Source organism: Enterobacter sp. NFIX58, assembly GCF_900110475.1.
GTDB classification, from domain to species: domain Bacteria; phylum Pseudomonadota; class Gammaproteobacteria; order Enterobacterales; family Enterobacteriaceae; genus Enterobacter; species Enterobacter quasiroggenkampii.
On the sequence record NZ_FODW01000007.1, the window covers coordinates 15764 to 30139 of the forward strand.

Sequence of the window (14376 nt, forward strand, 5' to 3'; positions counted from 1 at the left end):
CGGCTATAGTTATTGTTTATCGCGTAAGGAAGTAATATTCAAATGAATTATGACCGGATGCTTTCCCAGCTCAGACTAAAGCGAGCCAGATATTTGCGCAGTCGGTCGGCGTCGTTAGGATTGGCTTTTTTGAGCCGTGAAACGGCAAACAGCTCACGTCCGGCTTCAGACAACGATGCGCTGCGGCGACATACCTCCAGCACCGTTTCAAGTTGCCGCTGGTCAAAGAGGTCAATCTCCATGTCAGTTGCAGGCTGCGTCACGTCAGTTTGCCAGTCGGTCTGAAGACGTGAGATCTCCTCCAGCACCAGATCCTGAGTAATACGCCCTCGTTCCGCCAGCGTCGCCATGCGTGCGACGCTGGCGCTCAGTTCGCGAAAGTTGCCCCGCCACAGCGCCCTGCTGGAACAGGCAAAGGCCAGATAGCCTTCGCGCGCCTCTTTATCGAAGCGGATTTGCGTCTGGCTTTCGCGAGAGAAACGTTGAAGTTCGTAGTCGACATTCGGCGTGATGTCCTCTTTCCGTTGGGCAAGGCCGGGCAAGGCAAAGCTCCACACATTAATACGGGCATAGAGATCTTCACGAAAACGTCCCTCGGCCACCCACTGGCGCATATTACGGTGGGTTCCGGCGATAAGTTGAAAATCGCTGTGAACTTCTTTATCGGAGCCAAACGGGAAAAAAGTTTTCTCTTCAATGGCTTTGAGCAGCATCGCCTGTTCATCCAGGCCTAGTTCGGCAATCTCGTCGAGGAAAAGGACGCCGCCATCGGCTTCACGCAGCAGGCCGCTGCGCGCCGACAGTGCGCCGGTAAAGGCTCCTTTCACATGGCCGAACAGCGTGGACATGGCGTTATCACCGCGCAGGGTCGCGCAGTTGACGGAAACCAGCTTGCCGGATACCTGATGGCGTGACTGCTTAAGCTGATAAATGCGGTTCGCGAGGAACGACTTGCCCGCGCCGGTGGGGCCGGTCAGCAGAATCGGGGCTGTTGAACGTAGCGCCACGCGTTCAATCTTGTCGATAAGAGTGTTAAAGGTGGCATTTCGCGTATCAATGCCCGCTTTCAGAAATGAGATTGACTGCTGCTGCTCGCGCTGAAAACGGTTGGTAAGGGTCGTGTAGCGGCTTAAATCCAGGTCGATAATTGAGTAAGTTCCGGCTGCAGTCTCCTCAGCAGAGGCTTCTTTTCTGGCAGGGCCAGTCTGCAAAAGGCTGGCGGGAAGATAGCGGGCTTCCGTCAGCAGGAACCAGCAGATCTGCGCCACATGCGTGCCGGTGGTGATGTGGACGAAATACTCTTCGTGATCGGTATCAAAAGTATACTGGGTGGCGAAATCGAGAAACGCGGCATAAACCTCTTCGAAATCCCACGGGTCTTCAATGATTACCGTGCTGGGACGCACCTCGGTGTGGGGGGAAACCAGCACAATATCTTCCGCCAGTTGCTGAGCCATGCCGAGATCTCGCGGTTGATGTAGCAGCTCCAGCCTGTCGACCGGGAAATCCGGCTGTTGGCACAGCCCGACGGTCGGTCGCCATTTGCGAAAGCGATTAGCCCGCTTTCCCCGTTTATCCATCACGGTGCCAAGCACCCCGATTACCACCTTCCGCTTCTTCATGTTTATCCAGAAAGATAATTGTCGATATAACAGGATAAAAAATGTTGAGCCGAACGGCAATGAATGAAAAGTGTGATAAATAAAAAGCATTAATTATCAATGAAATAAAAAAATAAAACGACAATTTTTGTTTTTGGCACGCTTCTGGCAATACAGATAACGTCACGACGTTGAGCACACTGGGGGTTAAGGCCCCGTCGGCGCACCAGGAACGGCAAGGCTGTTTTCCGGGGGCGTTCCGTCAACCAATGACAGACAGAAGGGTTCGATTCCCGATTCATTCTCCCAATGAAAACTGGTTGTAAACATCAAAGTAAAAACGGGGATTGCGCAGTCAGCAATCCCAATGAAGGTCGCCGGTAATGGCGCCGGATCGCAGGCGAAAAGGCATTCCCCTGTGATTTCGTGCCTGCACTCGCGCCTGACTTTAAGGAATATAAAATGGCTAAAAAAATCACGATAAAAAAAGGTCAGTTAGGACTGGTAGCAAAAGCTGGCGATTATTACCGGGTACTGGAGGCGGGTGAACACCGTCTGGGTTGGTTCAATACTGACGACGTGCTGGTGGTGAGCCAGGACGGCAGCGAGGTGCCGGGTGCGCTGGCGGATTATCTGCGCCGCTTTCAGCCTGACTGGGTGGCACGTTACTGCCTGGCGGTTGATCTTACTGCGGATGAAATCGGGGTGTTATCGAACAACGGCGTATTGCAGGAGATTGTGCCGCCTTGTACACGTCGTCTGTACTGGCAGCAGGATGCGGCGTTGAGCCTGCGAAGAATTGATACCCGTGATGTGCGGGTGCCGGAGGACGTGATGAATGCTGCTCTGCAGCCGCGTCGCAATGGCGCGGTAAAAGGGCGTGACGCGATGCTGGTCGTACACGTACCTGCCTGGCACGTCGGGGTGGTGAAAATCGACGGAGAAATTCAGGCACTGTTACCGCCGGGACTGACGGCTTACTGGAAAATTAACCATCTGGTTGAGGCAGAGGTAGTGGATACGCGCCTTCAGGTGGTGGAAGTGAGCGGGCAGGAGATCCTGACGAAGGACAAAGTTAACCTGCGCCTGAACCTGGCGGCTAACTGGCGCTACAGCGACGTGCTGCAGGCCTGCGGACAGCTTACGAAACCGCTGGAACATTTGTACCGCGAACTCCAGTTCGCACTGCGTGAAGCGGTCGGCACCCGCACGCTCGATGAGTTACTGGAAGATAAGCAGATCATTGACGAGGTGGTCAGCAAACAGGTGCAAGGCCGCCTGTCATCCTTTGGAATGGAAATTGCGTCGCTTGGGGTAAAAGATATTGTTTTACCTGGTGATATGAAAACGATTTTATCCCGTCTGGTAGAGGCCGAAAAATCGGCCCAGGCGAATGTTATTCGCCGACGTGAAGAAACGGCGGCGACACGATCGCTGTTAAACACCGCAAAGGTGATGGAGAACAACCCGGTGGCGCTGCGTTTAAAAGAGCTGGAAACCCTGGAAAGGGTCGCGGAGCGTATCGACAAAATTTCAGTATTTGGTGGCCTGGACCAGGTATTACACGGCCTTGTTAACCTGAAAGGATAACGCAATGCAACAGAATGATTTTGAATTACTGACAGCGCCATACGGCGCCCCGATCAAAATGTGGACTCACGGTGTGCCCGTGGAACCAGAGGCACAGGCGCAGTTACTGAATACCGCAAAGATGCCGTTTATTTTCAAACACCTTGCGGTGATGCCCGACGTTCACCTCGGTAAAGGCTCAACCATCGGCAGCGTGATCCCGACCAAAGGGGCAATTATTCCTGCGGCGGTTGGCGTAGATATTGGCTGCGGGATGATTGCCGTTCGCACGTCGCTGGTGGCCGGTGATTTGCCGGATAATCTCAGCGGTTTACGTAGCGCCATTGAACAGGCAGTACCGCATGGGAGAACCAATACCCGTTCTCGACGGGATAAAGGCGCGTGGGAAACGCCACCGAAAGAAGTGGACGATCGCTGGTGGGTGCTGGCCCCACGTTTTAAACAACTCACGGATAAATACCCGCAGTTGCGGAAAACCAACAACTACCAGCATCTGGGCACGCTGGGTACCGGAAATCACTTTATTGAAATTTGCCTCGATGAGCAGCAGCGCGTCTGGGTGATGTTGCACAGCGGCTCGCGCGGCGTAGGAAACGCCATCGGTAATGTGTTTATCGCCCTGGCACAGCAGGATATGCAGCATCACCTGGGACATCTGCCGGATAAAAATCTGGCCTATTTTCAGGAGGGGAGTCGTCACTATGAGGACTACATCGAGGCGGTGGAGTGGGCGCAGGATTTTGCCCGCCACAATCGGGAAGTGATGATGTCGCGCGTGCTGGCGGCGCTCTCTCGCGAAGTGACTAAGCCCTTTATTACGCAGCAGGAGGCGGTTAACTGCCATCATAACTATGTGCAGAAAGAGCATCACTTTGGGGAAGAGGTACTGATCACGCGCAAAGGTGCGGTGTCGGCGCAGAAAGGGCAGATGGGGATTATTCCGGGCTCAATGGGCGCGAAGAGCTTCATCGTGCGTGGCCTCGGCAACGAGCAAAGCTTTTGTTCCTGCAGCCACGGCGCTGGGCGAGTGATGAGTCGAACGGCGGCAAAAAAACGCTATACCCTTAGCGACCATATTCAGGCGACCTCTCACGTAGAGTGTCGCAAAGACAATGAGGTGATCGATGAAACGCCGATGGCCTATAAAGACATTGACGCCGTGATGGCCGCGCAATCGTCGCTGGTGGAGATCGTTCACACCCTGCGACAGGTAGTGTGTGTAAAAGGATAAAAAAATGAGCAACAACGATGTTGATAGCGCGATGCGTGCACGCGTATGCGGGCAACTTCACGATATAGAGCAGCGCTATAACGTGCGCATGCTCTACGCCTGTGAATCGGGCAGTCGGGGATGGGGTTTTGCCTCACCGGATAGCGATTATGATGTACGGTTTTTGTACGTTCACCGCCCAGAATGGTATTTGCGCGTCGAAGCCCAACGGGATGTGATCGAGCTGCCGATAGATGATGAACTGGACGTATGTGGCTGGGAATGGCGCAAGACACTGGGCCTGCTGAAGGGTGCAAACCCGACGCTTATCGAGTGGCTGGATTCCCCTGTTGTTTATCAGGAGGATGAGACGGTAGTGGCCGAGTTGCGTGCGCTAATACCTGCGTGGTTTTCGCCATTGCGCGCCCGCTGGCATTACTACTCGATGGCCCGAAAAAACTTCCGTGGATATTTACAGGGGGAAACGGTTCGGCTGAAAAAGTACTTTTATGTTCTGCGCCCTTTGCTGGCGGCGCGGTGGGTAGAAGCGGGGAAAGGCGTTCCACCGATGCGTTTTGCCGAACTGCTTGCCGGAAGCGAACTGTGTGCGCCGTTACGTGCGGAAATCGATGCATTGCTGGAAATAAAACAGCGCGCAGGTGAAGCGGAATATGGTCCTAAACGGCCATTACTCCACGCTTTTTTGCAAAATGAGCTGGTGAGAGGAGAAGTACCGCCGGTACTACCCGACAGCAGAGAAGGAAATTTAAAAGATCTGGATTCGTTGCTGATGAGAACAGTAATGAAAAGCTAAAGAATGGCCCGGTAGTGAAAATGCCCGGGCCATTCTTGCGCTTATTCAAACAAATTCTGATGAAGCTTCTGCACGACCTGCTCGGCCTGATCGGCTGGCACCAGGAAGCAGAGGTTATAGCTGGACGCACCGTAGCAAATCATGCGGATGTTGAACGGGTCGAGCACGCCAAACACCTCTTTGCCCACGCCGCAGGCGCGCGACAGCTTGTTGCCGATGATGGCAACCAGCGCCAGGTCTTCTTCGACTTCCACGCGGCACAGCTCAGACAGCTCAATCAGCAGCGACTGCGTCAGCAGGGTGTCACCGGTTGAGGTAGAGCCCGTGGTATCCAGCGTCAGCGCAATGCTCACTTCAGAGGTGGTGATCAGATCCACGGAGATATTGTGACGCGCCAGAATGCCAAACACTTCCGCCAGGAAACCGCGGGAGTGCAGCATATTGTGGCTGTGCAGGGTGACCAGCGTCTGGCGACGGCGCAGGGCCAGGGCGCGGAAGAGCGGCGGGTTTTCCGTTTTCTTACAGACCAGCGTGCCGCCCGCTTTTGGATCTTTACTGGAGCCGACGAAGACCGGAATATCGCTGCGCACAGCAGGCAGCAGCGTTGCCGGGTGCAACACTTTCGCGCCGAAGGTGGCCATTTCCGCCGCTTCTTCAAACGCGATCACATCAATACGTTTCGCCGCAGAAACAACGCGCGGGTCGGTAGTGTAAATGCCCGGAACGTCAGTCCAGATATCCACGCGCGTGGCATGCAGGGCCTCGCCCAGCAGCGCGGCGGTATAGTCGCTGCCGCCACGGCCAAGCGTGGTGGTGCGGCCTTTCGCTTCACTGCCGATAAAGCCCTGAGTGATCACGATGCCGTCTGCCAGACGCGGGGCCAACTGCTGATTGGTCAGCTCGGCCAGTGCTTCAACGTCCGGCTCGGCGCGACCAAAGCGGTCGCTGGTGCGCATCACTTTACGCACGTCAAACCACTGCGCCTGAATGTTACGCTCGCGCATGATTTCCACAAACAGCAGGGTGGACATCAGCTCACCGTGGCTGACCAGCTCGTCGGTCAGGGCGGTGGAGGTGGCCAGCGAGGCGGCTTCTGCCAGGGTGGTGATGTTTTCCAGCAGACGTTCCACTTCCTCGCGGATGACGTTCGGGTTCTGCAGACGCTCAAGAATGTCGAACTGAATTTTGCGCAGTGCATCCAGCTTCACGAAACGTTCTGTCGCTTCCAGTCCTTCAGACAGAGAAACCAGCAGGTTCGTCACGCCGGCAGATGCAGACAGCACCACCAGGCGGGTATTCGGATCGGCCAGCACCACATCGGCGCTGCGGTTCATGGCATCGTAATCGGCCACACTGGTGCCGCCAAATTTGGCGACCACAAAACTCGTCATAACAACCTCGTGTCAGGGAATGAATAAGCGACCTTGGCACAAGAGTGAAACGAAAACAGGTGCAGGCGCAAAATACGGCCCTATAAATAAAATGCGGGGGAGGTCCTGTCAATGCTGGGATTATGCGGATTTTTTATGGGGGGGTACCCCTGAGAAACAGGACTTATAACAGGGCCAGATTTTATGCTCCGTTTTAGGGCATTTTGACCGACATTTCACCGCTCCTGGAAGGCGCTTCAGCAGCTATACTTTTCGGGTCTTTTCACCTGTGTTTGATGCAGGCCAGGGCAATGGCATAAAAACCATCACAATTTTTATTTGCAGGCGCTACAATCGACCGCAGTCACAATTCTCAAATCAGAAGAGTATTGCTAATGAAAAACATCAACCCAACGCAGACCGCTGCCTGGCAGGCACTCCAGAAACATTTTGATGAAATGAAAGACGTCACCATCGCGGATCTGTTCGCGAAAGATGCCGATCGTTTCAACAAGTTCTCCGCGACCTTCGACGACCTGATGCTGGTGGATTTCTCTAAAAACCGCATTACCGAAGAGACGCTGGCAAAACTGCAGGATCTGGCGAAAGAAACCGAGCTGGCGGACGCCATCAAATCCATGTTCTCCGGTGAGAAGATCAACCGCACCGAAGACCGTGCCGTGCTGCACGTCGCTCTGCGTAACCGTAGCAATACGCCAATCATCGTTGACGGCAAAGACGTTATGCCGGAAGTGAACGCGGTGCTGGAAAAGATGAAAACCTTCTCCGAAGCGATCATCTCCGGTAGCTGGAAAGGCTACACCGGCAAAGCGATCACCGACGTGGTAAACATCGGTATCGGCGGTTCTGACCTCGGCCCGTTCATGGTGACCGAAGCGCTGCGTCCGTACAAAAACCACCTCAATATGCACTTTGTGTCTAACGTCGATGGTACCCACATCGCCGAAGTGCTGAAGAACGTGAACCCGGAAACCACCCTGTTCCTGGTTGCGTCTAAAACCTTTACCACCCAGGAAACCATGACCAACGCCCACAGCGCGCGCGACTGGTTCCTGAAAACCGCGGGCGACAACAAGCACGTGGCGAAACACTTCGCGGCGCTGTCTACCAACGGTAAAGCCGTCAGCGAGTTCGGTATCGACACCGCGAACATGTTCGAGTTCTGGGACTGGGTTGGTGGCCGCTATTCTCTGTGGTCTGCAATTGGCCTGTCTATCATCCTGTCCGTGGGCTTCGACAACTTCGTTGAGCTGCTCTCCGGCGCGCACGCGATGGACAAACACTTCTCCACCACCGCGCCTGAGAAAAACCTGCCGGTGCTGCTGGCGCTGATCGGGATCTGGTACAACAACTTCTTCGGCGCTGAAACCGAAGCGATCCTGCCGTACGACCAGTATATGCACCGCTTTGCTGCGTACTTCCAGCAGGGCAACATGGAATCCAACGGTAAATACGTTGACCGTAATGGCAACGCGGTGGACTACCAGACTGGCCCAATCATCTGGGGCGAGCCGGGTACTAACGGCCAGCATGCTTTCTACCAGCTGATTCACCAGGGCACCAAAATGGTACCGTGCGATTTCATCGCGCCGGCTATCACCCATAACCCGCTGTCCGATCACCATCCGAAGCTGCTGTCCAACTTCTTCGCCCAGACCGAAGCGCTGGCGTTCGGTAAATCCCGCGAGGTGGTAGAGCAGGAATACCGCGACCAGGGTAAAGATCCGGCCACGCTGGACCACGTTGTCCCGTTCAAAGTGTTCGAAGGCAACCGTCCAACCAACTCCATCCTGCTGCGCGAAATCACGCCGTTCAGCCTGGGTGCGCTGATTGCTCTGTACGAGCACAAAATCTTCACGCAGGGCGCGATCCTGAACATCTTCACCTTTGACCAGTGGGGCGTTGAGCTGGGCAAACAGCTGGCAAACCGTATTCTGCCAGAGCTGGGTGATGATAAAGCGATTACCAGCCATGACAGCTCGACCAATGGTTTGATCAACCGTTATAAAGCATGGCGTGCGTAATTAAAACGTCATGAAAACGTGCCGGCTTAATGCCGGCATTTTTTTATCGGATAATTCCTGATGTCTGTTAGTTAACTCAAATTCTGGTTCTGAGTTTAATCCGAAAAAGACGCTTAACCCGTTAATTGCTGCGGTTTATTTTAAGAAAATACGCAGAAGTCAGTTAATATCTCTATATTATAACCTCTTGATTTTTATTGGTTATATATTTTCCTGTTTTTCCTTTCATTTCGATTTTATCCATTAGTCCGAAAACCCTCTCCCTATTTCCCCTTACGGCAAACCCGCGGCAGTAGTTGTGTATACTCGATTCCGCCTGAAATTCTTTTCGGGCAAATCTCCATTCATTCATTGAAGGGAAATTGTTATGAAGAAAGTACTGTATGGCATTTTTGCCATATCTGCGCTTGCGGCGACATCTGTCTATGCAGCTCCGGTTCAGATCGGGGAAGCGGCAGGGTCGGCTGCGACGTCTGCGTCTGCGGGGAGTTCTACCGCAGCCAGCGCCAGCACCGTAAGTTCAGCCGTGGGTGTCGCGCTGGCGGCAACCGGTGGCGGTGATGGCTCCAACACCGGAACCACGACCACCACGACAACCAGCACCCAGTAATAGCGGGTGTTTTAATCATAACCACACTTCGGTGTGGTTATTTCGCCCCTTCGGAGAAGAGTCGTGAAGCGACCTGCAATCATTCTGATTTGCCTGCTGCTGCAGGCGTGCTCGGCCACCACTAAAGGGCTGGGAAACTCACTGTGGGAAAGCCTGTTCGGCACACCGGGCGTGCATCTGACCGATGACGAACTTCAGAACATGCCCTATGCCAGTCAGTACATGCAGCTTAACGATGGCCCGCAACTGTTTGTGGTGCTCGCTTTCGATGAAAACGGGCAGCAGAAATGGGTGACTCAGGATCAGGCCACCATCGTGACGCAGCATGGCCGTATCGTGAAAACCCTGTTGGGCGGCGATAACCTGCTGGAGGTGAATAATATCGCCGACGACCCGCTGATCAAGCCGAACCAGATCGCCGACGGCGCAGGCTGGACGCGCACGATGGGCTGGACCGAACACAAGCAGGTGCGTTACGCCACGGCACGCTCGACCTTCCGCTGGGACGGCACCGACAGCGTGAAAGTCGGCAGCGACGAAACGCAGGTTCGCGTGCTGGATGAAGAGGTCACCACCGACCAGGCCACCTGGCATAACCGCTTCTGGATCGACGAGGAAGGGCAGATCCGTCAGTCCTTACAGTATCTCGGTGCCGGTTTCTTCCCGGTCAAAACCACCCTGATCAAGGCGGCGAAATCATGAAAACGCTCATTCACGTTGCGCTTATCGCCAGTTTTGCCGCGCCGCTGGCATGGTCCGCCGGGACAGTAAAGGTCTACACACCGGACAGTGAAAAACCCAAAACCTTAACCCACGCCGAGCATCTGCTCGATCTTGTCGGACAGCCAAGGCTCGCCAACAGCTGGTGGCCAGGCGCGGTCATCGCTGAACGGCAGAAGACCGTGGAAGCGGAACAGCAGCACAAGGCGCTTCTTGCCAGGCTAACGGGACTCGCGGAGCAGGAAGATGGCGATGACGCGGCGGCCATTAATAGCGTCCGTCAGCAACTGCAGGCGCTGAAGGTGACGGGCCGACAGAACGTCAATCTTGACCCGGATGACGTGCGCGTCACGGAAAACGGCAACCCCGCGCTGGAAGGGGACTATACGCTCTGGCTTCCGGCGAAGCCGACGACGGTGACCGTGATGGGGCTTATCAGCAGCCCGGGTAAGAAGCCCTTTACCCCCGGTCGTGACGTGGCGAGCTATCTCGACGAGCAGAGTCTGCTGAGCGGCGCGGATAACAGCTACGCCTGGGTGGTTTACCCTGACGGCCACACGCAAAAAGCCCCCGTCGCTTACTGGAATAAGCGTCATATCGAACCCATGCCGGGCAGCATTATTTTTGTCGGTTTTGCCGACCATTTCTGGACGAAGGCGTATGACGGGCTTAACGCCGATATCCTTCACTCCCTGATTCAGCGGATACCGGAATAATGAAAAGAACCTATCTCTACAGCATGCTGGCGCTCTGCGTGAGTGCCGCCTGCCATGCAGAAACGTATCCGGCACCCATTGGCCCGTCTCAGTCAGACTTCGGCGGCGTCGGTTTACTGCAAACGCCCACCGCGCGTATGGCGCGTGAAGGGGAAATTAGCCTTAACTACCGTGATAACGACCAGTATCGCTACTACTCGGCGTCGGTGCAGCTGTTCCCGTGGCTTGAAACCACCCTGCGCTATACCGACGTGCGGACGAAACAATACAGCAGCGTCGAGGCGTTCTCAGGCGATCAGACCTACAAAGATAAAGCCTTCGACGTCAAGCTGCGCCTGTGGGAAGAGAGCTACTGGATGCCGCAGGTCTCCGTGGGTGCCAAAGATATCGGCGGTACCGGCCTGTTTGATGCGGAATACATCGTGGCCAGCAAGGCCTGGGGACCGTTTGATTTCTCACTCGGTCTGGGATGGGGCTATCTCGGCACCAGCGGCAACGTGAAAAACCCGTTTTGCTCCTACAGCGATAAATACTGCTACCGCGATAACAGCTACCAGAAAGCGGGCTCCATCAACGGTGACCAGATGTTCCACGGTCCGGCGTCACTGTTTGGCGGCGTTGAATATCAGACGCCCTGGCAGCCGTTACGCCTGAAGCTGGAGTACGAGGGGAATGACTACTCGCAGGACTTCGCCGGGAAGATTGAGCAGAAGAGCAAGTTTAACGTCGGCGCCATTTATCGCGTCACCGACTGGGCCGACGTTAACCTCAGCTACGAGCGCGGCAATACGGTGATGTTTGGCTTCACGCTGCGCACCAACTTTAACGACATGCGGCCGCACTACAATGATAACGCGCGGCCTGCATACCAGCCGGAGCCGCAGGATGCGATTCTGCAGCACTCCGTGGTGGCAAACCAGCTGACGCTGCTGAAATACAATGCCGGTCTGGCGGATCCGAAAATTCAGGTGAAAGGCGATACGCTGTACGTCACCGGCGAGCAGGTGAAATACCGCGACTCGCGTGAAGGGATCGAACGCGCCAATCGGATCATCATGAACGATCTCCCGGACGGGATCCGCACGATCCGCGTGACGGAGAATCGTCTCAACCTGCCGCAGGTGACGACGGAAACGGACGTTGCCAGCCTTAAGCGCCACCTGGAAGGCGAACCGCTTGGGCATGAAACCGAGCTGGTGCAAAAACGCGTTGAGCCGATCGTGCCGGAGACCACCGAGCAGGGCTGGTATATCGACAAGTCGCGCTTCGATTTCCATATCGATCCGGTGCTGAACCAGTCCGTCGGCGGGCCGGAAAACTTCTACATGTATCAGCTGGGCGTCATGGCGACGGCGGATCTGTGGCTCACCGACCACCTGCTGACCACTGGCAGCCTGTTCGGCAACATCGCCAACAACTACGACAAGTTCAACTACACCAATCCGCCAAAAGACTCGACGCTGCCGCGCGTGCGTACCCGCGTGCGTGAGTACGTGCAGAACGATGCCTACGTGAATAACCTGCAGGCCAACTACTTCCAGTACTTCGGCAACGGCTTCTACGGCCAGGTGTACGGCGGGTATCTGGAAACCATGTACGGCGGTGCGGGTGCAGAAGTGCTTTATCGTCCTGTCGACAGCAACTGGGCGTTCGGGATTGATGCCAACTACGTCAAACAGCGTGACTGGCGCAGCGCCCAGGACATGATGAAGTTCACCGACTACAGCGTCAAAACCGGCCATCTGACCGCCTACTGGACGCCGTCGTTCGCGCCTGACGTGCTGGTGAAAGCCAGCGTCGGCCAGTACCTGGCGGGCGACAAGGGCGGCACGCTGGACATCTCCAAACACTTCGACAGCGGCGTCGTGGTGGGCGGCTACGCCACCATCACCAACGTCTCGCCGGACGAATACGGGGAAGGGGACTTCACAAAAGGGGTTTACGTGTCGATTCCGCTGGATCTGTTCTCATCCGGTCCAACCCGTAGCCGCGCGGCCATTGGCTGGACGCCGCTGACGCGCGACGGCGGTCAGCAGCTGGGACGTAAGTTCCAGCTGTATGATATGACCAGCGACAAGAACATTAACTTCCGCTGATGCCCCTCACCCTAACCCTCTCCCCAAAGGGGAGAGGGGATCGCTCGGTGCTGTCTTTTCCCCCTCGCCCCTTTGGGGAGAGGGCCGGGGTGAGGGGAATCCTCTCCGGTGCGCTAAACATAAACAAAAAATATAGATCTCCGTCACATTTTTGCGTTATACAGAAACCTCGCCCTGGAGAATGAGGTGCTGTATGACATCCCTGACTCGCCCGCGCGTTGAGTTTATCTCAACTATCCTCCAGACCGTGCTGAACCTCGGTCTGTTGAGCCTTGGCCTGATACTGGTCGTCTTTTTGGGTAAGGAGACGGTGCATCTGGCGGATGTGCTGTTTGCCCCTGAACAAACCAGCAAATATGCGCTGGTGGAAGGACTGGTGGTCTACTTTCTCTACTTTGAATTTATCGCCCTGATTGTGAAGTATTTTCAGTCCGGCTTTCACTTCCCGCTGCGTTATTTTGTCTACATCGGGATCACCGCGATTGTGCGGCTGATCATCGTCGATCATAAATCCCCGCTCGACGTGCTGATCTACTCGGCGGCGATCCTGCTGCTGGTGATCACCCTCTGGCTGTGTAACTCGAAGCGGCTGAAGCGAGAATAAAAAAATGGCGCTCCGAAGAGCGCCTAACAACAGTCACAAGTTGGGTCAATACAATACGTCTAAAGTTGAGGGTTGCAGTGGCATAACAAAATGAAACTTAACCTTTCACACCGCCCGCCGTCAGGCCGTTGACCAGCCAGCGCTGCGCCAGCAGGAACACCACGGTAATCGGGATGGCAGAGAGTACGGCCGCCGCGGCAAAGTCGCCCCACAGGTAGTTTTGCGGGTTGAGGTATTGCTGCATACCCACGGCCAGGGTGTAGCTGTTCACATCACGCAGTAACAGTGAGGCAACCGGTACTTCGGTGATCGCAGCGATAAACGACAGGATAAACACCACCGCCAGAATCGGCACCGACAGCGGCAGCAGCACCAGGCGGAACGCCTGCCACGGGGTAGCCCCATCCAGCGCGGCCGCTTCTTCCAGCGAACCGTCGATGGTTTCGAAATAGCCTTTAATGGTCCACACATGCAGTGCGATACCGCCAAGGTAGGCGAAGATCACGCCGCCGTGGGTGTTCAGACCGATAAACGGAATGTACTGGCCCAGGCGGTCAAACAGGGCGTACAGCGCCACCAGCGACAGCACCGCCGGGAACATCTGGAAAATCAACATCCCTTTCAGCAGCGTCGCTTTGCCCGGGAAACGCATACGGGCAAAGGCGTAAGCGCAGGTGGTGGACAGCGCCACGATACCGATCGCAGTAATGCCTGCGATTTTCACCGAGTTCCACAGCCACAGCAGCACCGGGAACGGCGGCGGCGTGACGCGGCCATCCGCGTGCTCCACGCTGAAGCCCAGCGCGAGCTTCCAGTGCTCCCAGGAGATTTCGTCCGGGATCAGGCTCCCGGTGGCAAAGTTACCCGAACGCAGGGAGATGGCGATTACCATCAGCAGCGGGAACATGATCGCCGCGATAAAAATCAGCAGGCCTAAATGCGTCGCCAGGAGGCGCAGTTTCTGAGATTTGGGTTGTACCATAGCCATGTTCAGTGCCCT

General features: G+C 55.5%; 12 protein-coding genes. 9 read left to right on the top strand and 3 right to left on the bottom strand.

What is annotated here, in order from left to right:
- Nucleotides 1-47: 47 nt before the first annotated feature.
- A complete protein-coding gene (gene rtcR / locus BMW97_RS20855; protein WP_045909141.1) occupies nt 48-1622 on the bottom strand; it encodes an RNA repair transcriptional activator RtcR in 1575 nt (524 codons plus the stop codon).
- A 441-nt stretch (nt 1623-2063) separates the two neighbouring features.
- Here rtcR and BMW97_RS20860 point away from each other — a divergent pair, with 441 nt between their 5' ends.
- From BMW97_RS20860 to BMW97_RS20870, 3 genes are read left to right on the top strand one after another with little or no spacing between them, the layout of a single operon-like run.
- A complete protein-coding gene (locus BMW97_RS20860; RefSeq protein ID WP_045909142.1) occupies nt 2064-3191 on the top strand; it encodes a slipin family protein in 1128 nt (375 codons plus the stop codon).
- A 4-nt stretch (nt 3192-3195) separates the two neighbouring features.
- A complete protein-coding gene (locus BMW97_RS20865; RefSeq protein ID WP_045909143.1) occupies nt 3196-4422 on the top strand; it encodes an RtcB family protein in 1227 nt (408 codons plus the stop codon).
- 4 nt (nt 4423-4426) lie between these two features.
- Nucleotides 4427-5215 (top strand): nucleotidyltransferase domain-containing protein, encoded by a 789-nt coding sequence (locus BMW97_RS20870; RefSeq protein WP_045909144.1) that lies wholly within the window; start codon nt 4427-4429, stop codon nt 5213-5215.
- Nucleotides 5216-5256: 41 nt separating this feature from the next.
- On the opposite strand, the gene lysC is transcribed toward BMW97_RS20870, so the two are convergent.
- A complete protein-coding gene (lysC, locus tag BMW97_RS20875; protein WP_045909145.1) occupies nt 5257-6606 on the bottom strand; it encodes a lysine-sensitive aspartokinase 3 in 1350 nt (449 codons plus the stop codon).
- A gap of 374 nt (nt 6607-6980) precedes the next feature.
- On the opposite strand from lysC, the gene pgi reads away from it, so the two are divergent.
- The 6 genes from pgi to psiE all read left to right on the top strand — a co-directional run bounded on the left by pgi (nt 6981) and on the right by psiE (nt 13376).
- Nucleotides 6981-8630, top strand: coding sequence for a glucose-6-phosphate isomerase (gene pgi / locus BMW97_RS20880; RefSeq protein ID WP_045909146.1), 1650 nt, complete (start codon nt 6981-6983; stop codon nt 8628-8630).
- Nucleotides 8631-8997: 367 nt separating this feature from the next.
- Nucleotides 8998-9240 carry an exopolysaccharide production protein YjbE gene (gene yjbE, locus BMW97_RS20885; RefSeq protein ID WP_045909147.1) on the top strand — a complete coding sequence of 81 codons (243 nt, stop codon included), beginning with the start codon at nt 8998-9000 and terminating at the stop codon, nt 9238-9240.
- Between the two features lie 63 nt (nt 9241-9303).
- Entirely contained in the window at nt 9304-9942 is a 639-nt protein-coding gene (locus BMW97_RS20890; protein ID WP_024906676.1) for a YjbF family lipoprotein, read from the top strand.
- Nucleotides 9939-10676, top strand: a complete 738-nt coding sequence (locus tag BMW97_RS20895) for a capsule biosynthesis GfcC family protein (RefSeq protein WP_090393118.1) — start codon at nt 9939-9941, stop codon at nt 10674-10676. Before BMW97_RS20890 ends, BMW97_RS20895 begins: the two co-directional genes overlap by 4 nt.
- Nucleotides 10676-12772, top strand: a complete 2097-nt coding sequence (locus tag BMW97_RS20900) for a YjbH domain-containing protein (RefSeq protein WP_023345255.1) — start codon at nt 10676-10678, stop codon at nt 12770-12772. The genes BMW97_RS20895 and BMW97_RS20900 overlap by 1 nt, the downstream gene beginning before the upstream one ends.
- 193 nt (nt 12773-12965) lie before the next feature.
- Complete coding sequence (gene psiE, locus BMW97_RS20905) at nt 12966-13376, top strand: phosphate-starvation-inducible protein PsiE (protein ID WP_000202963.1); 411 nt, start codon at nt 12966-12968, stop codon at nt 13374-13376.
- Between the two features lie 97 nt (nt 13377-13473).
- Here the strand turns inward: psiE and malG are convergent, their stop codons facing one another.
- The gene (gene malG / locus BMW97_RS20910; protein WP_008500077.1) at nt 13474-14364 is read right to left on the bottom strand and encodes a maltose ABC transporter permease MalG; all 891 of its coding nucleotides are present in this window, start codon (nt 14362-14364) and stop codon (nt 13474-13476) included.
- Between the last annotated feature and the right edge of the window lie 12 nt (nt 14365-14376).

Excerpts from the sequence above, each read along its gene's own strand:
- BMW97_RS20860 (WP_045909142.1), top strand. The coding sequence starts at position 2,064 with ATGGCTAAAAAAATCACGATAAAAAAAGGTCAGTTAGGACTGGTAGCA.
- lysC (WP_045909145.1), bottom strand. The coding sequence starts at position 6,606 with ATGACGAGTTTTGTGGTCGCCAAATTTGGCGGCACCAGTGTGGCCGAT.
- BMW97_RS20870 (WP_045909144.1), top strand. The coding sequence starts at position 4,427 with ATGAGCAACAACGATGTTGATAGCGCGATGCGTGCACGCGTATGCGGG.
- yjbE (WP_045909147.1), top strand. The coding sequence starts at position 8,998 with ATGAAGAAAGTACTGTATGGCATTTTTGCCATATCTGCGCTTGCGGCG.
- BMW97_RS20900 (WP_023345255.1), top strand. The coding sequence starts at position 10,676 with ATGAAAAGAACCTATCTCTACAGCATGCTGGCGCTCTGCGTGAGTGCC.
- pgi (WP_045909146.1), top strand. The coding sequence starts at position 6,981 with ATGAAAAACATCAACCCAACGCAGACCGCTGCCTGGCAGGCACTCCAG.
- BMW97_RS20895 (WP_090393118.1), top strand. The coding sequence starts at position 9,939 with ATGAAAACGCTCATTCACGTTGCGCTTATCGCCAGTTTTGCCGCGCCG.
- malG (WP_008500077.1), bottom strand. The coding sequence starts at position 14,364 with ATGGCTATGGTACAACCCAAATCTCAGAAACTGCGCCTCCTGGCGACG.
- psiE (WP_000202963.1), top strand. The coding sequence starts at position 12,966 with ATGACATCCCTGACTCGCCCGCGCGTTGAGTTTATCTCAACTATCCTC.
- BMW97_RS20865 (WP_045909143.1), top strand. The coding sequence starts at position 3,196 with ATGCAACAGAATGATTTTGAATTACTGACAGCGCCATACGGCGCCCCG.
- rtcR (WP_045909141.1), bottom strand. The coding sequence starts at position 1,622 with ATGAAGAAGCGGAAGGTGGTAATCGGGGTGCTTGGCACCGTGATGGAT.